Here is a 17,138-nt window from a genome sequence, read left to right as displayed (position 1 = left end):
ACAATGAAAATCGTCGCAGATGAAAATTTGGCATTTACCGATTACTTTTTTTCAGAATTTGGCGATATTCAACACCATGCGGGGCGTACCTTAACTCATGCAGATGTAAAAGATGCTGAAGCTTTATTGGTTCGTTCAGTCACGGCAGTAAACGAAAAGTTAATTGAAAATACTGCATTAAAATATGTGGGTAGTGCCACAATCGGTACCGATCATTTAGATATTCAAGCCCTAGAAAAACATGGCATTACTTGGGCAAATGCCGCAGGTTGTAATGCACAGGCGGTTGCTGAATATGTTATTACAGCGCTACTTCATTTAGATGCAAAACTTTTAGAACAACAAGAAAAATTTACTTTAGGCATCGTTGGCCTTGGAAATGTAGGTAAACGTTTGGCCTATATGGCGGGGTTACTTGGTTGGAACGTCATTGGCTTTGACCCATATGTGCAGCTAGATTCAATTGAAAATGTGAGCTTTCAAACTCTATTGCAACAAGCTAATGCTATTTCAATACATGTGCCATTAACCAAAAATGCCGAGCATGCTACTTATCATCTTTTCGATGAAAATGTTTTTGCAGCACTTCCATCTGACACAATTTTAATTAATAGCGCACGTGGCCCAGTCGTGAAAGAAGCTGCTTTAATCGAAGACATTCAACGTACCCAGCGTAAAGTTGTGCTCGATGTATTTGAACATGAACCAGTTATATCAGAAGAACTTCTCAATATGTTGGCTTTGGCAACGCCACATATTGCAGGCTATAGCCTAGAAGGTAAGGCGCGCGGAACTCAAATGATTTATGAAGCATTTTGCCAACAGTTTGGGTTCGATATAAATAAGCGTTTTGAAACCCAGCTGCCTGCATGTGAAGATTATTTTTCAGGTCATGATTTGAAAGCGGTATTAAAGCAAAAACTATCTCAAATTTATGATATTGCTCAAGATGATGCCAATATACGTGCTTGTGTTAAAGATGGCAAAGTAGAGCAAAAGGCATTTGATTTATTACGTAAAGATTATCCGCTGCGCCGTGAATGGGCAGCATATGGGGGGCCAGCGGCATGAGCTTAAGTTATCAACCTACTTGTTCAATTGATGCTTTAAAAGCTCGCGCTAAGCTTTATACCCAAATACGTCAGTTTTTTGCTGAACGTGATGTTATGGAAGTCGAAACACCGATTGTGTCACAAGCAGGTGTAACCGATGTACATTTAGCATCGGTTCAGACTTTGCGTCATATCAATGGTAAGTTGCAGACACAGTATTTACAGACCTCACCAGAGTTTGCCATGAAGCGTTTATTGGCAAGTGGCAGTGGGCCGATTTATCAAATCTGTAAGGTTTTTCGAGACGATGAACACGGGCGCAAACACAATAGTGAATTTACCATGCTCGAATGGTATCGTCCGGGTTTAGACTTAAAAGCCTTAATGCATGAAACAGCCGATTTATTACAAACCTGTTTGCAGCATCGTTTTGGCGAAGTTCGTCCGTTTATTTTAAGTTATAAACATGCCTTTCAAGATCGTTTAGACATAAATCCTTTGCAAGCAACGTTGAAACAACTTAAAGATACTGCAAATCGGGTAGGGTTAAACCTCGATTTGGGGAATGACCGTTTAGCCTATATGGATTTGTTGTTTTCGCACTTTGTTGAGCCAAGTTTAGGTTTTGATGCACCTGTCTTTTTAACAGACTTTCCACCAGAAATGGCGTCTTTGGCAAAAGTAAAAGTAGATGAAGACGGCGAAGAAGTCGCTGCGCGGTTTGAAGTTTATATTGAAGGTTTAGAGCTTGCCAATGCTTACGATGAATTGCTCGACGCAGAGGTGTTACGTTCACGCTTTGAAGCAGATAATGCAGAGCGCGCCAAGCAAGGGCTTCATGTTATGCCATTAGATGAATACTTGTTGGCAGCTTTACCTCGTATGCCAGAATGTTCAGGTATTGCTTTAGGTGTAGACCGATTACTTATGGTGGCAACGGACCAAGTCAAAATTGAAAAAGTCATCGCATTTCCAGCCGAAATTGCCTAAAAACAAATAATAAAAAAGCCACAATATTGTGGCTTTTTTATTTAGAGCTTATTCAGTTTAGGCTTGTTGAATACCTGCAACAACCCAGTCTTGTTGTGAACCAACAGGTTTTACAAAGTGCCAGATTTCAGTAAATGGCTGTGGCAAGCTATTTAAATCTTCACTCACTGTACCTGTAAAGCGTACGCTCACAATGTATTGACCATTTTCAGTCGCACTGTCTACAACCATTGCATTTAAGTTACTAAACTCAGCAACGTCCTGATCTTGGTTCTCCATGATGTCGTTATACATAGAGTTATAAAGTTCAGGGGTTAAGTAGCGGCGAATTTCTTCAACGTTACTTGCACTGTTGATTGACTGAATGTGGTTAAAACGCTGACGAGCAACACGTAAGAAAGAAGCAGGTTCGCTACCATCTGGTAATTGGTTACCGTTACTCGTTGTTGCGCCGCCAAACGGAGCTTGAGTTGCTGTACCACCACCTACAGATTGACCAAAGATATTGGTATCGCCACTTGTATTTGTTGGAGCAGCTGTACGACTCGTCATGTTTTGTCCGTTATTGTTTGGAGCATAAGGATTATTAGCTGCTAATTTTTTTTTTGCACCAAATTTGCGGAATACAAAAAAGGCAACAGCAGCAGCAAGTAATATCCATAACCAACCAGGGATACCACCTTTTTTCTCTTGATGTTGAGCTTGAACAGCTTGTTGCTGGTCATCTGACTGGTTTACACCTGCCTGAGTTGCACGTTGTTCAGTTGATGTTGGTTTATCATCAGCTAAAGCATGTGCTGCAACAGCACCTACGGCAGCACCAGCTACACCAGCCGCAACCATTGAACCAACACCCGGACCAGATCTCTGAGGTGCTGTTGCAGGTTGTTGTACCGGAGCCACTTGACGAGGTTGTTGATATGACGGGCTTGAATATGACTGGCTTGAAGTAGTCGAGCGTGCCATACCGTGGCTTTTACCACCACCAGCACGTTTTGCTTCAGCAAGCGGAGAAATTGCCAAAGCAGCCATTAAAATACCGGTTATCAAGCCGCGCTGGTGTACTTCCATAGGAAATTCCTGTTTAAAATTAATTTGTAATAGTATTTATGCAGTCATTTACACTAAATTTCAACTATAAAAATATATTTTTTTATGTTAATTCATCACTGAGCTGCATAGCTTCAGTCAACGCTTCATGTAGGCGCGCAACGGCAATCACTTGTACACCGGGAATCGCTTTTTGTGGGGCGTTTCCTCTTGGTAAAATGACATATTTAAAGCCATGTTTTGCCGCTTCTTTTAAACGCTCTTGTCCATTCGGTACAGGACGAATTTCACCTGAAAGACCAACCTCTCCAAAAACTGCAAGTTGCTGAGGCAATGCTTTAGTTCTTAAACTCGAAGCACAAGCCAGTAAAACAGCCAAGTCAGAACCTGTTTCAGTAATTTTTAAACCACCTACAATATTGACGTATACATCTTGTCCTGTGGTTTGCACACCACCGTGACGGTGCATAACAGCAAGTAGCATGTTTAAACGGTTTTGTTCAAGGCCAAGTGCGACACGACGTGGTTGTCCTTGGGCATCATCTACTAAAGCCTGAACTTCGACTAAAAGCGGGCGAGTACCTTCACGGCTAATCATAACAATTGAACCGGGAATAGCTTCATCGTAGCGACTTAAGAAAATAGCAGACGGGTTGGCAACTTCACGTAACCCTTTATCGGTCATGCCAAATACGCCAAGTTCATTGACTGCACCAAAACGGTTTTTAACAGCACGAATCATACGATAACGTGAGTCGGATTGGCCTTCAAAATACAGTACGCAGTCCACCATGTGCTCTAAAACACGTGGACCTGCAAGTGCACCTTCTTTGGTCACGTGACCAACAATAAATAGCGCCGTGCCACTATTTTTTGCATAGCGGGTTAATAAAGCAGCAGATTCACGGATTTGTGAAACACCACCCGGTGCAGATTGGAGCGTTTCTGTATAAAGCGTTTGAATCGAGTCCAAAATGGCGACAACAGGTTTTTCTTGCTCTAAAACTTCACAAATCCGCTCAACACAGGTTTCAGCCATGACTTTTAACTGGTCTGTCGGTAGGTCAAGACGCTGTGCACGTAAGGCAACCTGAGACAGTGACTCTTCACCTGTAATATAAAGTGCAGAGCTTTTTGCGCTCGCCATATGGGTTGCGGTTTGCAAAAGAATTGTTGATTTACCAATACCCGGGTCACCACCAATTAGAACAACAGAGCCTGTCACCAAGCCACCACCAAGCACGCGGTCAAATTCGCTAATACCTGTTGGTAAGCGGGTTTCATGAGAAACTGAGACTTTATTTAGCGTTGTAATATTGGCAACTTGACCAGCATAACCGCCAATTTTTGGACGAGCGCGATGGGCAGTAGTGGGTTCGAGTTTGACTTCAGTCAGAGAATTCCATTCACCACACTCTGAACATTGACCAGCCCATTTAAGATGATCGGCACCACATTGTTCGCAACGGTAAACAGTTTTGACTTTGCTCATATTCGACTTCAGTTAGATAACTTCATAATCAGTAAAAAACAGAGTATAGCAAAACGACACCCTGAACGTAGGCAGAACCCGATCATTTTTAAAGGCCTACTTTTCAAGCAGTGTTAAAAAATATTGGAATGCATTTTGCTTTAGCTAGGTTGGGAAATTTTTAGGATATTTACCTATGTCTAATCTTCAGCATCATGATCATGCGGGCGACTTACAGCGTAAGCTGACCAATCGTCATTTACAATTGATCGCTATTGGAGGGGCCATTGGAACAGGCCTGTTTATGGGGTCGGGCAAAACTATTTCATTGGCAGGGCCATCAATTTTATTTATCTATTTAATTATTGGCACCATGATTTTTTTTCTTATGCGTGCTTTGGGAGAAGTTTTACTGTCCAACCTAAATTATAAGTCATTTGTTGATATGGCTTATGATCTGATTGGTCCTTGGGCTGGCTTTTATGTCGGGTGGACCTACTGGGTAAGCTGGGTGCTCGTAGGTATGGCAGATTTAACCGCGGTGACGAGCTATTTGAGTTTTTGGTTACCCAATGGAGTCAGTTTTAGTCCAATAGAACAAGCGATGATTAGTGCGGGCTGTGTTCTCTTTTTATTAGTTTTAAACTTATTAACGGTTCGTCTATTTGGTGAAGTTGAGTTCTGGTTTGCGATTATCAAAATTGTTGCCATTGTTGCTTTAGTTCTTGCCGGTATCTACATGGTCGTGACCAAGTTCCAATCACCCTCTGGTTCTGTGGCAGCTCTATCTAACATTTGGAATCATGGCGGTATGTTCCCTCATGGGGTTAATGGTTTCCTTGCGGGCTTCCAGATTGCTATCTTTGCTTTTATTGGCGTGGAATTAGTTGGAACAACAGCCGCAGAAACTAAAGACCCACACAAACATTTACCTAAAGCAATTAACGCGATTCCGATTCGTGTCATTTTGTTCTATGTATTGGCACTAATGGTAGTGATGTCTGTAACCCCTTGGGATCAGGTGAAAGCAGATCGTAGTCCATTTGTTGAATTATTCTTAATGGCAGGTATTCCAACTGCTGCAATTATTATGAACCTTGTGGTGTTGTCATCGGTGATGTCTTCGATGAACAGCGGTATTTTTTCAACTAGTCGAATGATGTATGGCTTATCGCGTGATGGTCAGGCACCTGAAACTTTGGGACAGTTGACTAAAAGCGCAGTTCCGGCAAATGGTTTAATTTTTTCCTGTGCCTGTATTATGGGCGGCGCTTTATTACAATATTTTGTGCCAAATACGATTGAAGCATTTACCTTGGCAACCACGTTATGCACCATTTTATTCCTGACGGTATGGATTTTGATTTTGGTGTGCTATATCCGCTACCGTAAGTTATCTCCTGAACTGCATGAAAAATCGAACTTTAAAATGCCGGGTGGGGTAGCGATGAGTTATGTGGTTATTGCTTTCTTCTTATTTACCATTGCGATTTTAAGCCTTGAAGCAGACACGGCGAAGTCGCTTATGGTCAGCCCAATCTGGTTCCTTGTTCTTGCAATTGGTTACTTTGGTTTTTATAAGTCAAAAATAAAACGTAATTTTATCGAAGAATAAAAAACTTAAAAGTGAAATATAACAAGGCAATCAATCAGATTGCCTTTTTTTAATTGAAAAATCAAAGTGGTTCAAGTCTTATTTGTAGACTGGAAGGTGCGTTGTATTGCTATGTTCTTGTGCGTATTATCGGATTTAATTGTATGTGGCTTGAAATTATCAGCAATACAGACAAAAATTGGTTAGCTGAAAAGTTGTCAAAAAATATACATTTAAAAGATACCTGCAAATGGTGCGATATCGTCTTTTTGATTTGAATTTAGCTAACGGACTAAAAAAATTACTGGAGTGTATTCATAAAATGTCGAATCAAAATCTGAGCGACCCTCATGAACAAGGTGAGCTCCATCGTAGTCTTTCTAATCGGCATTTACAGCTGATTGCGATTGGTGGTGCCATTGGTACCGGATTATTTATGGGATCAGGTAAAACAATTAGTCTTGCCGGCCCATCTATCTTATTTATTTATCTGATTATTGGTGTAATGGTGTTCTTCGTCATGCGTGCGCTTGGCGAATTACTGCTTTCAAATTTGGCCTATAAATCATTTATCGACTTCACCACAGATCTCATCGGCCCATGGGCGGGTTATTTTGTTGGATGGACCTATTGGTTGTGCTGGATCACGATTGGTATTGCCGACCTTTCTGCAATTATCTATTACCTGCAATTTTTCAATAACGGACAGCCTTTCTCTCCTGTTGAAGGAGCCATGATTAGTGTTTCCGCTATTGTATTTATTATGGGCTTGAACTTGTTAACTGTACGTCTGTTTGGTGAGTTAGAGTTCTGGTTTGCACTTATTAAGATTCTTGCAATTATCATTTTAATTGCTGTCGGTCTGTGGATGATCTTTACTGGTTTTACTTCTAGTACGGGTGAAGTTGCTTCATTTACTCATCTTTGGGCAAATGGAGGTTTCTTCCCAACTGGGGTGCATGGTTTCTTGGCAGGCTTCCAGATCGCAATCTTTGCTTTTGTAGGGGTAGAGCTGGTAGGAACCACGGCTGCTGAAACAAAAGACCCTCAACGTAATTTGCCTAAGGCGATTAACTCAATTCCAATTCGTATCATTATTTTCTATGTGTTGGCATTGCTTATTGTTATGTCGGTAACACCGTGGAACAGAATTGATCCGGCCATCAGTCCGTTTGTGAACTTGTTTAGCCAAGCGGGTATTGCCGCAGCAGCCATCTTGATGAACTTAGTGGTGTTGTCATCGGTAATGTCATCAATGAACAGTGGTGTATTTTCAACAAGTCGTATGTTGTTTGGTTTATCTCGTGAAGATCAAGGGCCAAAAGCTTTTGGTAAACTAAATAGACGTGCAGTACCAGCAAATGCATTATATTTCTCTGCTGCGTGTTTGTTGTTAGGTGCAGCATTACAGTATTTTGTACCAAACACAGTTGAAGCCTTCACACTTGCAACAACGCTTTCAACCATTCTGTTCATTTGCGTGTGGTTACTGATTATCTGGAGTTACATCCGTTATTACACAACACGTCCTGAACTCCATGCAAAATCAACATTTAAATTGCCGGGTGGTTTATTTACCTGTTGGATCACGATTATTTTCTTTGTGGGTATGATTTACGTGTTGTCTTTAGAGCCAGACACGTTTAAAGCACTTAAAGTCAGTCCAATCTGGTTTGTTATCTTGATCATTGGTTATTTCTTCTTCTATAAACCACGTCATAAAAAGTAATTAAATTGATGTGCTTATGACGAAACGCTGGCTGAAAAGCTGGCGTTTTTTATGCATATTGTTTTTCTCTTTAAGTTTACTCTTTAGCCGCCTGCATGATCACGGTATACTGCATCGAATTGTTTAAATCAGGTGCTCAGATGCGTCGTGTCATTTGCCTCATCAGTTTATTGAGCAGCGGTATTTTGCTTACAGCTTGCGGTCAGTCAGGAGCATTACAGCTACCTTCTGATCCAAATTATGACCACCGTGCAAAATACTTGCTCTATCGTAATAAAGAATCAAAACAAGTTGTGCAAAAGGATGAACAGGCTGAACAGCCAGTCGAGTCATCATCAGCTCCAACCCAAACAACTTCACCTTAAGCTTTGAAATAAGGACACATTCATGAGTTTCACCCGCATTAATGGAGTATTGCATGCAGAGCAATGTTCTCTAGAGCAGCTTGCGCAGCAATTTGGCACACCGTTATATGTTTATTCAAAAACAGCTTTTGAAAAACATTATTTAGATATGGACCGTGCCTTTGACTTTATTGATCATCAAATCTGTTTTGCGGTGAAGTCTAACTCAAATTTGGCTGTTCTTAGTGTCTTGGCAAAACTTGGTGCGGGTTTTGACATTGTGTCTGGTGGTGAGCTGGCACGTGTTTTAAAAGCGGGTGGGGATGCTTCTAAAATTGTATTTTCAGGTTTAGGCAAAACTGAAGTTGATATCGAAACATCATTAAATGTAGGAATTGCCTGTTTTAATGTTGAATCTTATGCAGAGTTAGATCGCATTCAAAAAGTAGCTGCTCGCTTAGGTAAAAAAGCGCCGATTTCTTTACGTGTAAATCCGGATGTCGATGCAAAAACTCATCCTTATATTTCTACAGGCTTAAAAGAAAACAAGTTTGGTATTCCAAGTGATGCGGTTTATGAAACCTATCAATATGCAGCTTCTTTACCTAACCTTGAAATTGTAGGTATTGACTGCCACATTGGTTCGCAGCTTACTGAAACTAAACCATTTGTCGATGCTTTAGACCGCGTTATTGTGATGATTTATGAGCTGAAAAAACTTGGCATCAATCTTAAGCATATCGATATTGGTGGTGGTTTAGGGGTTTGTTATAAAGATGAAACACCGCCAAGTGTTGAAGAATATGCAAACTCGATGAAACCTGCTTTAGAAAAATTAGGCTTGAAAGTTTATATGGAGCCGGGACGTAGCATCAGTGCAAATGCAGGTGTACTTTTAACTAAAGTTGATTTGCTTAAACCAACGACACATCGTAACTTTGCCATTATTGATGCAGCAATGAATGATTTGATTCGCCCTGCTTTATATGAAGCTTGGATGGATATTCAGCCTGTTGTGCCACGTACCGATACCGAAGAAAAAGTATGGGATTTGGTGGGTGCGATTTGTGAGACAGGTGACTTTATTGGTAAAGACCGTTCACTCGCATTACAAGAACATGATTTGTTGGCTGTGCTCGGCGCAGGGGCTTATGGCTTTGTGATGAGTTCAAATTACAACACGCGTGGCCGTGCCGCAGAAGTCATGGTATCAGGTGAAAAGAGCTATTTAATTCGTGAACGTGAAACGGTTGAGTCGCTTTGGGAAAAAGAACGTTTATTGCCTGAGGAGTAAATAAGATGCTATTAGAATTTACCAAAATGCATGGTTTGGGCAATGATTTCATGGTGGTTGATCTAATTAGCCAAAGAGCTTATTTAGATACAGCAACCATTCAACGTTTGGCAGATCGACACTTCGGTGTGGGGTTTGACCAGCTTTTAATAGTTGAACCACCAGATTTACCAGAAGCTGACTTTAAATACCGTATTTTCAATGCAGATGGTTCTGAGGTTGAACAATGCGGTAATGGCGTTCGTTGTTTCGCGCGTTTTGTACATGAACGTCATTTAACCAATAAAACCAACATTACCGTACAAACCAAAGCAGGTATTGTAAAGCCAGAGCTTGGGCAAAATGGTTGGGTACGCGTAAATATGGGCTACCCAAAGTTTCTACCAAATGAAATTCCATTTGTTGCCGAAGAGCCAGAAGCTTTATATACCCTTGAGTTGGCAAATGACCAAAACATTAGTATTGATGTAGTCAACATGGGTAATCCTCATGCAGTCACTATTGTTCCAGATGTGTTAACTGCTGATGTTGCTGGTATTGGTCCACAAGTCGAATCACATAAACGTTTCCCAGAACGTGTGAATGCTGGTTTTATGCAAGTGATTGATGAAAAACATGTTCGCTTACGTGTATTTGAACGCGGCGTGGGTGAAACACTAGCTTGTGGTACAGGGGCATGTGCTGCTGCGGTAAGTGGTATGCGCCGTGGTTTGCTTGCTAACTCAGTTGAAGTTGAACTTGCCGGCGGTAAGCTACAAATTGAATGGCAAGAAGGTGATGTGGTCTGGATGACTGGTCCAACAACCCATGTATATGATGGACGTTTGGATTTACGTTATTTCCAAGGTTAATCGCATGACCTAACTAGAAGCCTCTTTCATCAGTTAAAGTGATAAAAGAGGCTTTCTTTTATATGTACAATAATTTTTAATTTCATGACTTTATAAAAATATGAATAATTTAATTTTCTTACCCGGCGCCTCTGGAAGTATTCGTTTTTGGCATCCCTTAATTGAAAAACTACCTCAGCAGTACCGTACAAAAATTATTGGTTATCCCGGTTTTGGAGATACACCCGAATCTCTTGAAGTGAAGAGTTTTGAAGACCTAACAAATTATGTGGTCGACCAAATTAATGAAGAATCTGTCATTGTTGCGCAATCTATGGGTGGGATTTTTGCCGTTGCCGCAGCGCTACAAAAACCTCAATTGGTAAAAGGTTTGGTCTTGATTGCAACTTCGGGTGGAATCAACCTTGAACCATTTAATGTACAAGACTGGCGTGAAGCATACCGCCAAACATTTTTAAAATATCCAAATTGGTTTGTTACCACTAATGCTAACTACGAAAAGTTTTTGTCAGATATAAGCATTGAAACTTTATTAATCTGGGGTGATAGCGATCCTGTGAGTCCAGTTCAGGTGGGCGAATATTTAAATAAAAAGTTTGAAAAGTCGACTTTATATATTGTGAAAGGTGGGGACCATCAATTAGCAGAAAAACATGCCGATGAAGTTGCAGAACAAATAGAAAGTTATTTAAGAAAACTCAATGTAGACCGTTAAGTTGTAAAGCGTGCTATATATCAGCACGCTCTTTAAAATTTATCTTTTACTTAACGCCAATTTCAAAGCAAACAATACAAAAATACTGCCTGTAATTCGGTCCATATATTTCACAAACTTAGGTTGTTTTAGATAACGTGACAGCTGTTGCATAGCTAAAATTAATAGACTTGACCACACTATTCCAATCACTACATGAATCATTACAAGCCCCATTACCCAAGTCACAGCTGAGGCTTGCGCTGGAATAAACTGCGGAAGAAATGAAATATAAAAAATCCCAACTTTGGGATTGAGTAAATTGCCAAAGAAACCTTTAATGAACCAATTCTCTGAAGTAGGGCGATTTGAATGATTTTCCTGTATACCTGCGAGCTGACTACGCGGTTTTAAAATCATATTTAAACCCAGCCATGCGAGATAAGCTGCTCCCATCCATTTCAATATATTGAAAGCTAAATCAGATGCCATAAGTAGGGCGCCCAGACCACAAGCAACCACAACTCCCCATGCGATACAGCCGAGACTAATTCCAAGCGCGGCTTGAAACGCTTTAGTTTTACCTTCAAGTGTAGCGGTGCGAATAATTAAAGTTGTATCTAAACCAGGTGTAAGCGTCAGTAAAATTATGGCAATGAAGTAAGGAATGAGTATGGTGGTCATGGCTCAGATTTCCGATAAATACTTGAGATGAATTGTAATAGATAAGTCAGTTAGTCGTTATAGTATGCGAGATGAAATTTTCCTGATCTAACAGTTTTTGGTACACTCAAAAAAATGGGCAAATAAATGGAGAGCAATTTGGATTTTGCATTACAACTGCTCTCGATGTGGTTAAAAGAAAGAAAAATTCAAAACCAGTCTGAGCATACAATCACGGCTTATGAGCGAGATGTTAAAAGCTTTCTTGAGTTCTGCGAGCATAAAAAAGTTGAGTTAAGAAATGTTGAAGCTTCCGATTTACGCGAATATTTAGCCCAGCGTGTTGAACAAGACCAGTTAAGCTCAAGTAGTATGCAACGTCATCTCACTTCTATTCGTCAATTTATGAAGTGGGCAGAACAAGGCAAATATCTAGAAATTAATCCCACTGATGACTTTAAGTTAAAACGTCAGCCTAGACCTTTGCCGGGCATGATCGATATAGAAACAGTTAATCAAATTTTAGATCAACCGATGCCGGAAAAACCAATTGATCAGCAGCTTTGGCTACGAGATAAAGCCATGTTGGAACTACTGTATTCAAGCGGTTTACGACTCGCAGAACTACAAGGCTTAACGATTAAAGATATCGATTTTAATCGCCATCTTGTTCGTATTACGGGTAAAGGAAATAAAACCCGTATTGTACCTTTTGGGAAAAAGGCGAAAGAAAGCTTATTGAATTGGCTCAAAATTTACAAAATCTGGAAAGGTCATTTTGATCAAAATGCTTTTGTTTTTATTTCGCAGCGTGGTGGTGTACTCACTCCTAGGCAAATCGAGAAGCGTGTAAAACTTCAGGCACAAAGAGCAGGTGTAAATGTCGACTTACATCCGCATTTATTAAGGCATTGTTTTGCCAGCCATATGTTATCAAGTAGTGGTGATTTAAGATCGGTACAAGAAATGTTGGGTCATAGCAATTTGTCGACTACTCAAATTTATACCCATATTGATTTCGATCATTTGGCACAAGTTTACGATCAGGCTCATCCGCGAGCGACTAAGCATTAAGTCATTTCAGGCAAATGTTTTATGAAAAAGTTACTTTTATTGAATGAAGATAGATGAATGTAGAGATCATTTGTATTTTTTTACATATTTGTTTAAACAAAATCAGTGAAATTACCCAATTGACCATTTTGATCTTTGTACATTTTGTCGACATATATGGTTTCAAAACTACAAATTTTGACTCATTTTCAAAAGACTTATACTTCTTACTCATAAGGTAAATAAGATAAAAAGATAATAAAAATCAAAGTATAAAATAGACTATAAAAAGAATAAAATAGCGGGCATTAATAGGTAAAAATTTTTTTATGAACTGGGCATTTCATCTTTTTTATAGCGGTAGCGGAAATTGTGACTTGACCGAAATGCCAAACACATTGCAAGATAGGGTACCTAAAAAATTTTAATCGAAGAGTTAATATACTTTTCTCAACATTTACTTTTGCTAGAACAGCCGAGGATTACATGAAGGCTCTTGTTGCTGTAAAACGTGTGGTTGATGCCAACGTTAAAGTTCGTGTTAAGCCGGACAATAGTGGGGTTGACCTTACCAACGTTAAAATGTCAATTAACCCATTTTGTGAAATCGCAGTGGAAGAAGCGGTTCGCTTAAAAGAAAAAGGAACAGTATCAGAAATCGTTGTTGTTTCTGTTGGCCCTAAAGAAGCTCAAGAACAAATCCGTTCTGCAATGGCTTTGGGTGCAGACCGCGGTATTTTAGTTGAAACCACTGACGAAATTGGCGCTCTAGAAGTTGCTAAAATCTTAAAAGGTGTTGTTGACGCTGAAAAACCAGAACTTATCCTTCTTGGTAAACAAGCAATTGATGATGACTCTAACCAAGTAGGCCAAATGCTTGGTGCATTATTAGGTGCTGGTCAAGGTACGTTTGCTTCTGAAGTGAAAGTGGATGGCGGTAAAGTACAAGTAACTCGTGAAATCGACGGTGGTTTACAAACTGTTGAGCTTGCACTTCCTGCAATCATTACAACTGACTTGCGTTTAAACGAGCCACGTTATGCTGCATTGCCTAACATTATGAAAGCTCGTAAAAAACCGCTTGATACAAAATCTCCTGCTGATTATGGCGTTACAGCTGGTACTAAGCTTAAAACTGTTAAAGTTGAAGCTCCAGCAGAACGTAAAGCTGGTGTACAAGTGAAATCTGTAGATGAGCTTGTTGAAAAATTGAAAAATGAAGCGAAAGTGATCTAATACGGAAGGATAAAATCATGAGTATTTTAGTTATCGCTGATCACAACAACCAGACACTTAATGGTGCTACTTTAAACGTTGTTGCTGCAGCTCAAAAAATCGGTGGTGATATTACTGTATTAGTTGCTGGTTCAGGCGCTCAGGCAGTTGCGGACGCTGCTGCTAAAGTTGCTGGCGTGAGCAAAGTATTGCTTGCTGACAACGCGGCTTATGCAAACCAATTAGCTGAAAACGTAGCTGGCTTAGTTGCTGACTTGGCTAAAGGTTACAAATACGTTTTAGCTGCTTCTACAACAACTGGTAAGAACATTCTTCCACGTGTTGCTGCGCTTCTTGATGTAAGCATGATCACAGACATTATTTCTGTTGAATCTGCTAACACATTCAAGCGTCCAATCTATGCTGGTAACGCGATTGCAACTGTTCAGTCTGACGAAGCAATTATTGTTGGTACTGTTCGTGGTACAGCATTTGATCCAGTTGCTGCAGAAGGTGGTTCTGCTGCTGTTGAAACAGTTGGCGAAGTAAAAGATGCAGGCATTTCTAAGTTTGTATCTGAAGAAATCGTTAAACTTGATCGTCCAGAATTAACAGCTGCTCGTATTGTTGTATCTGGTGGTCGTGGTGTAGGTTCTGGTGAGAACTACCACAAAGTACTTGATCCATTAGCTGACAAGCTTGGTGCAGCACAAGGTGCTTCACGTGCAGCAGTTGATGCAGGTTTCGTACCTAACGATTTCCAAGTTGGTCAAACTGGTAAAATCGTTGCACCTGAGCTTTATGTTGCTGTAGGTATTTCTGGTGCGATCCAGCATTTGGCTGGTATGAAAGATTCTAAAGTTATTGTTGCAATCAACAAAGACGAAGAAGCGCCAATCAACAGTGTTGCTGACTACTGGTTAGTTGGTGATTTGAACACTGTGGTACCTGAGTTAGTAAGCAAGTTGTAATTTACAGCTTGTCACTTATTCGAAAAATGCCCTTGTGCTATAACTAGCCAAGGGCGTTTTTTATTTAGATCATTACTATGAATATTAACTATTCTTCTTCCATAGAAGCTCATCAACTGCATCAATCGCTTGTAAGATTGGCAAGAGCGGATATGGCACGAGATTATTTATGTATTCGATCGACAAACCAGCATGGACTTTCAAATATTAAAGTAAACCAGTTACACATGGTTTTTATTTTGTATGGCCAACAACAATTAAATATTCAAACAAAGCAAATCAGTCTTAATTCGGGCGACCTCTATATTATAAAACCCGATACGATTATCGATGCAGTGAACTTACCTGACCCTATAACGGGTGAATATCTCACTATTCTTGTACCTATGTGTGAAGAGGTAATACAAGCTGCACAGATGATTTGGGCGAAGCCCGTAGTTGACAAAACTGAAGCAATCTTAAAGTTTACCATTGATGATTTCGCAACATCTTTAGCTGAATGGCAAATGGCTCTGTTTAATCAGGATGTGGTGAAAGCCCGCTTATGTATTACTTCCATACTGGTACAGTTATGCCAGCAGCGTTATTCAGATGTGCTAATTGTACCACCCCCTAAATTGACAAAAATCATTCATGATTGGGTCGTAGAAGATCCACAGCACGCTTGGCAATCTAGCGAGATTGAAATGCGTTTAGGCTTAAGCAGTGCAACACTGCGCCGTAAGCTGAGCCATGAAGAAACATCTTTAAGAGAAACGATTACTCAGGCACGCCTTGCTTATGCACTTGAGTTGTTATATTCGAAGAAACTTCCTATGAAGACCATTGCAGCCAAATCAGGATATCAATCGGTTGCTATTTTTCGTGAACGCTTTATGCAGCGTTATGGGGTAGATCCTGCTGTTTTAGCTGCTGACTAAGCTAATTTGAGCGTTTCTTATCGCTTATTGAGCGATTTAAATAGATAAAGGCTAGTAGAGTTTAAGTATTAAAATACGAAGGACTCTATGATGAAATCATTAACATCACTTGCCATATTATTGCTCTTGGGCGCGAGTACAGTTATCCATGCTGAACAAACGCCAACCGTACATCAGGTTGATGGTTACTTTTTGCAGCCAATAGGAAACCTTAAAGTAACGGCATTGTTTGATGGCGAACTGGGACTGCCTCGGAGTGATTTACTGGGTATTTCAGCTGAAAAAGCCAATCAACTGTTTGCAGAAAATTTTGTCCCTGTAGACGAGCATAATCATATTGTCACAGATTTCTCTGCTTATCTTGTGCAAACACCAACACAAAATATTTTAATTGATGCAGGGACCGCAAAATGTTTTGGGCCTACCTTGGGCCATGTACCTGAAAATTTAAAGAAAGCAGGCATACAGCCTGAACAAATAGATACGATCTTAATTACACATGCCCATCCAGATCATTTATGCGGTATTACCCTTAATGGCAAAATGGTTTATCCAAATGCGAAAGTTTATCTAGCTAAAGAAGATATCGACTTTTGGACCTCTTCTGCAAATGAAGCAAAAGCCACTGACTTTTTTAAGCCAATTTTTAAAATGACACGAGATGCATTACAGCCATACCAAAAAGCAGGACAGCTAGTTGCTTTTACCAAATCTTCTTTTAACGTACCAAATGTTCAACTCATCGTGACTCATGGTCATACGGAAGGCCATTCTTCATATTTAGTAGATGGCAAAAATGGTCAAAAGTTCTTAGGCTTAGGGGATGTTGTGCACTATGGTGCAGTACAGTTTCCTTATCCGGATGCAAGCTATAAGCCCGATACTGACTCGAAAAGTGCAATAGCTGTTCGTAAAAATATTTTTGAACAAGCCTATAAAAACCAATGGTGGATAGGTGCTGCACATGTGGCTTTCCCTGGCATTGGACACATTGGCAAAGGTCCTAAAGGCTATCAATGGATACCAGCTCAATATCGTGCTGTAAACTAATGCTTGAAAGAAATGAAAAGAATCGGAAATTTGAAGTGAACTTGCAATTTTGAACTTAAATACTGTTGGTTAAAGCTAAAACGAAAAGTTCTATGATTTAAATAGATGAAATGTGTCCTAAAAAGGGCACTTTCATGTTGTTTATATTTTGCTCGAATAATTGAGTTTTAAGAAATACATTTAAAAGCAGAAATCTA

At 40.0% G+C, this 17,138-nt stretch carries 16 protein-coding genes; 13 read left to right on the top strand and 3 right to left on the bottom strand.

Annotated features, from left to right (window positions below; all coding sequences use genetic code 11):
* Positions 1-3: 3 nt before the first annotated feature.
* Entirely contained in the window at positions 4-1,071 is a 1,068-nt protein-coding gene (locus ABLB96_RS16525; RefSeq protein ID WP_348897700.1) for a 4-phosphoerythronate dehydrogenase, read from the top strand.
* Positions 1,068-2,042, top strand: coding sequence for an EF-P lysine aminoacylase EpmA (gene epmA / locus ABLB96_RS16520; RefSeq protein WP_348897701.1), 975 nt, complete (start codon positions 1,068-1,070; stop codon positions 2,040-2,042). The genes ABLB96_RS16525 and epmA overlap by 4 nt, the downstream gene beginning before the upstream one ends.
* A gap of 57 nt (positions 2,043-2,099) precedes the next feature.
* On the opposite strand, the gene ABLB96_RS16515 is transcribed toward epmA, so the two are convergent.
* Together ABLB96_RS16515 and radA are read right to left on the bottom strand one after the other, a co-directional pair.
* Positions 2,100-3,113 (bottom strand): Tim44-like domain-containing protein, encoded by a 1,014-nt coding sequence (locus ABLB96_RS16515; protein ID WP_348897702.1) that lies wholly within the window; start codon positions 3,111-3,113, stop codon positions 2,100-2,102.
* 82 nt (positions 3,114-3,195) lie between these two features.
* Positions 3,196-4,584 carry a DNA repair protein RadA gene (gene radA, locus ABLB96_RS16510; RefSeq protein WP_005073053.1) on the bottom strand — a complete coding sequence of 463 codons (1,389 nt, stop codon included), beginning with the start codon at positions 4,582-4,584 and terminating at the stop codon, positions 3,196-3,198.
* A gap of 175 nt (positions 4,585-4,759) precedes the next feature.
* On the opposite strand from radA, the gene ABLB96_RS16505 reads away from it, so the two are divergent.
* From ABLB96_RS16505 to ABLB96_RS16480, 6 genes are all read left to right on the top strand, one after another.
* Complete coding sequence (locus ABLB96_RS16505) at positions 4,760-6,178, top strand: amino acid permease (RefSeq protein ID WP_348897703.1); 1,419 nt, start codon at positions 4,760-4,762, stop codon at positions 6,176-6,178.
* Positions 6,179-6,479: 301 nt separating this feature from the next.
* Positions 6,480-7,886: an amino acid permease gene (locus ABLB96_RS16500; protein ID WP_348897704.1), complete on the top strand. Its 1,407-nt coding sequence runs from the start codon at positions 6,480-6,482 to the stop codon at positions 7,884-7,886.
* Between the two features lie 140 nt (positions 7,887-8,026).
* Entirely contained in the window at positions 8,027-8,251 is a 225-nt protein-coding gene (locus ABLB96_RS16495; protein WP_348897706.1) for a lipoprotein, read from the top strand.
* A 22-nt stretch (positions 8,252-8,273) separates the two neighbouring features.
* Positions 8,274-9,524, top strand: a complete 1,251-nt coding sequence (gene lysA / locus ABLB96_RS16490) for a diaminopimelate decarboxylase (protein ID WP_348897707.1) — start codon at positions 8,274-8,276, stop codon at positions 9,522-9,524.
* Positions 9,525-9,529: 5 nt separating this feature from the next.
* On the top strand, positions 9,530-10,375 hold the full coding sequence (gene dapF / locus ABLB96_RS16485) for a diaminopimelate epimerase (protein ID WP_348897708.1): 846 nt from the start codon (positions 9,530-9,532) through the stop codon (positions 10,373-10,375).
* Between the two features lie 100 nt (positions 10,376-10,475).
* On the top strand, positions 10,476-11,090 hold the full coding sequence (locus ABLB96_RS16480; RefSeq protein WP_348897709.1) for an alpha/beta fold hydrolase: 615 nt from the start codon (positions 10,476-10,478) through the stop codon (positions 11,088-11,090).
* A gap of 39 nt (positions 11,091-11,129) precedes the next feature.
* Here ABLB96_RS16480 and ABLB96_RS16475 read toward each other — a convergent pair whose 3' ends face one another.
* The gene (locus ABLB96_RS16475; protein ID WP_348897710.1) at positions 11,130-11,753 is read right to left on the bottom strand and encodes a LysE family translocator; all 624 of its coding nucleotides are present in this window, start codon (positions 11,751-11,753) and stop codon (positions 11,130-11,132) included.
* Positions 11,754-11,918: 165 nt separating this feature from the next.
* Here ABLB96_RS16475 and xerA point away from each other — a divergent pair, with 165 nt between their 5' ends.
* The 5 genes from xerA to ABLB96_RS16450 all read left to right on the top strand — a co-directional run bounded on the left by xerA (position 11,919) and on the right by ABLB96_RS16450 (position 16,941).
* A complete protein-coding gene (gene xerA / locus ABLB96_RS16470; protein WP_348897737.1) occupies positions 11,919-12,806 on the top strand; it encodes a site-specific tyrosine recombinase/integron integrase in 888 nt (295 codons plus the stop codon).
* Positions 12,807-13,271: 465 nt separating this feature from the next.
* Positions 13,272-14,021: an electron transfer flavoprotein subunit beta/FixA family protein gene (locus tag ABLB96_RS16465; RefSeq protein ID WP_004699812.1), complete on the top strand. Its 750-nt coding sequence runs from the start codon at positions 13,272-13,274 to the stop codon at positions 14,019-14,021.
* Between the two features lie 17 nt (positions 14,022-14,038).
* Entirely contained in the window at positions 14,039-14,971 is a 933-nt protein-coding gene (locus tag ABLB96_RS16460) for an FAD-binding protein (RefSeq protein ID WP_348897712.1), read from the top strand.
* A gap of 77 nt (positions 14,972-15,048) precedes the next feature.
* Positions 15,049-15,891, top strand: a complete 843-nt coding sequence (locus tag ABLB96_RS16455) for an AraC family transcriptional regulator (RefSeq protein ID WP_348897713.1) — start codon at positions 15,049-15,051, stop codon at positions 15,889-15,891.
* 90 nt (positions 15,892-15,981) lie between these two features.
* On the top strand, positions 15,982-16,941 hold the full coding sequence (locus ABLB96_RS16450) for an MBL fold metallo-hydrolase (RefSeq protein WP_348897714.1): 960 nt from the start codon (positions 15,982-15,984) through the stop codon (positions 16,939-16,941).
* The last annotated feature ends 197 nt before the right edge of the window (positions 16,942-17,138 follow it).

Origin of the sequence: Acinetobacter sp. XH1741 (assembly GCF_041021895.1) — a bacterium.
Lineage (GTDB): Bacteria > Pseudomonadota > Gammaproteobacteria > Pseudomonadales > Moraxellaceae > Acinetobacter.
Note: the sequence above shows the minus strand (reverse complement) of the source record. Positions and strands in the feature narration are given on the sequence as shown.